Raw genomic sequence first — 2,587 nt, forward strand, 5'->3', positions numbered from 1 at the left:
TGGAACGGAGAGGGAGGGATTCGAACCCTCGACAGAAGTTGCCTCCTGTAACTCCTTAGCAGGGAGCCGCTTTCAACCACTCAGCCACCTCTCCAGCGGCGCACCCAGAGTACCAAGTGCTGGGCAGTTGGTCAGACTTCAACGCGGGGCAGGCGTCGTTTGAAACCGCAGAGGATCTCCCAGGGAATCGAACCGCAGTGGTTGCTCCAGCTTTGAGGGCTTAACTCCAGCTCGCCGTCCTGGCCCAGCAGAGTGACGATGTCGCCTTCCTCCAGCTCAGCTGCATCGGTGGCATCCAGCAGGAGCTGGTCCATGGTGATGGCTCCCACCTGAGGCAGCTGGCGATTGCGATGTAGGGCGTGAATGTGCCCGCTGAGGGACTGCAGAACACCATCGGCATAGCCGATGCCCACCACCGCAAGGCGAGTGGGGCGCTGGGTGATGAAGCGGTGGCCGTAGCTGACCCCTGTGCCAGCGGGCACCTCGCGGATCAGGCTGACCCGGGCACGAACCGCCAGGGCGGGTTGCAGGGGAATGACATTGCTCAGATGACTCGCGGGGGCATGGCCGTACAGGGCCAACCCAACGCGCACGAGGTCGTGGTGCAGTTCCCGGTTGAGCAGGGTCCCTGCGGAGTTGGCCAGATGGCGGGTGATGCTGGTACCCGCTTGGGGCATGGCCGAGAGCATGCTCACGAAGCGCTCCTGCTGGAGGCTGGTCAAGGCATCGTTCGGCTCGTCGGCACAGGCCAGATGGCTGTAGATGCCCTCCAGATTGAGGTGTTCCAGGCTCTGCAGCTCCGCCGCGGTCTGATGACCCTCGCTGAGGGAGCAGCCCAGCCGTGCCATGCCGGTGTCGATCTTCAGCTGCACGTCGAAACACCGACCGCTGTCGGCAGCCAGAGCGTTGCAGAGCTGGGCATCCCTGAGGCTGCTCAGGGTGGGCATCAACCGCCAGTGCAGACAGGTGCGCAGGTCGTCCGGTTCATTGAGGTTGCTGAGCAACAGCACCGGTGCCTCCAGACCGGCCCGCCGCAGTTCAAGACCTTCCTGTAGCGTTGCCACGCCAAGGCTGGTGGCTCCCCCCTGAAGGGCAGCTCGTGCCACCGTCTCGGCGCCGTGGCCGTAGCCATCGGCCTTCACCACCGCCATCAGTTGGGTGCGAGGGCTGAGGTGCTGGCAGAGAGCCCTGGCATTGGCCCGAATCGCCGTAGGTGAAACCTCCACCCAGGCGCGCTGACGTGGATTCAGCTCCGGAATCACAGGCGGTTCTCGGGGCTACCGAGACGGCTTCACATCGCCGATAGCATGAACTTTATTGAGTGAGCTGGCATGGGCCAGGTTCTCATTCTCAATGCGTCCTACGAGCCGCTCAATATCACCACCTGGAGACGGGCTGTGGTGGTGATGCTGAAGGGAAAGGCCGAGAGCCTGGAGCATGACCCCTGTCGGCAATTGCGTCAGGGCACCCACCTGCCGACGGTGATCCGCCTGCGGCAGTACGTCCGCGTTCTCTTTCGTCAACTGCCCCTAACGCGTCGCAACCTCTTCCAGTGAGACAACCCACCTGCCAGTACTGCGGCAGTCGTGAAAATCAGTTATCGATCGATCATGTGATGCCCCGCAGTCGGGGAGGTAGTGACACCTGGGAGAACGTGACCACGGCTTGTCTCAGCTACAATGTCACAAAGGGCAACCGAACTCTAAAGGAGGCCGCCATGTCCCGCGGCAGCCGGCCAGCAGCCTGGGTTTTGAGGCCCGGCGCCAGATCCATTCCGGTCATCACCAGGAATGGGCGAAATATGTCATCGGTGCTTGACCGTCAGGTCTCGGCCTGATCGCTCAGCGCTTCGAGTTTCTGACGTTGCTCTTCGGCGGTGCAGGCACCGATCAGGTCTTCCAATTGGCCTTCCAGCACAGGTGCCAAGGTGAAGTTTCGGCCCAGCCGGTGATCGGTGGTTCGGTTGCCTTTGTAATTGTAAGTGCGGATTTTTTCGGAGCGGTCACCACTTCCCACCTGGGCACGTCGGTCGCTGCTTTCGCGTTCCGCAGCAGCAGCCTGCTCCCGCTCCAACAATTTGGCGCGCAGGATCTCCAGGGCCCGTTCCCGGTTCTGCAGCTGGGAGCGTTCCTGGGTGCAGAACACGCGGATGCCCGTGGGTTTGTGCAGAAGGTCCACGGCTGTTTCCACCTTGTTGACGTTCTGCCCCCCCGCACCGCCTGAACGTGCGGTACTGATGTCGAGATCCTTCGGGTCGAGCTGAACTTCCACGGCATCGGCTTCCGGCATCACGGCCACCGTGGCTGTGGAGGTGTGGACCCGACCCTGGGATTCCGTGGCCGGGACGCGTTGCACCCGATGTACTCCCGCTTCAAATTTCAGTTGGCTATAGACGCTGTCGCCACGCACCGAAAGGATCAGCTCGCGAAACCCGCCCAGGTCGGCCTCGGTCCAGCTGATGGATTGCACGGCCCAGCCCACTTTCTGGCTGTAACGTTCATACATCCGTGCCAGATCACCGGCCCAGAGACAGGCCTCGTCGCCGCCTGCGCCGGCACGAATTTCCAGCATCACACTGCGCTCATCG

Annotated in this window: 2 protein-coding genes, 1 tRNA gene and 1 pseudogene; 1 reads left to right on the plus strand and 3 read right to left on the minus strand. The window is 62.4% G+C overall.

Features of this window, described 5'->3' with window-relative positions:
- Positions 1–5: 5 nt before the first annotated feature.
- Positions 6–94: transfer RNA gene (locus ACGVJ8_RS00625), tRNA-Ser, on the minus strand.
- Between the two features lie 37 nt (positions 95–131).
- A complete protein-coding gene (gene alr / locus ACGVJ8_RS00630; protein WP_392345015.1) occupies positions 132–1,262 on the minus strand; it encodes an alanine racemase in 1,131 nt (376 codons plus the stop codon).
- Between the two features lie 69 nt (positions 1,263–1,331).
- On the opposite strand from alr, the pseudogene ACGVJ8_RS00635 reads away from it, so the two are divergent.
- A pseudogene (locus ACGVJ8_RS00635) lies at positions 1,332–1,818 on the plus strand (HNH endonuclease).
- A 3-nt stretch (positions 1,819–1,821) separates the two neighbouring features.
- Here ACGVJ8_RS00635 and ACGVJ8_RS00640 read toward each other — a convergent pair.
- The coding region (locus ACGVJ8_RS00640; RefSeq protein ID WP_392345016.1) for a PCRF domain-containing protein at positions 1,822–2,587 on the minus strand (766 nt) is incomplete at its 5' end.

Origin of the sequence: Parasynechococcus sp., from assembly GCF_042954245.1 — a bacterium.
Classification (GTDB): Bacteria; Cyanobacteriota; Cyanobacteriia; order PCC-6307; family Cyanobiaceae; genus Parasynechococcus.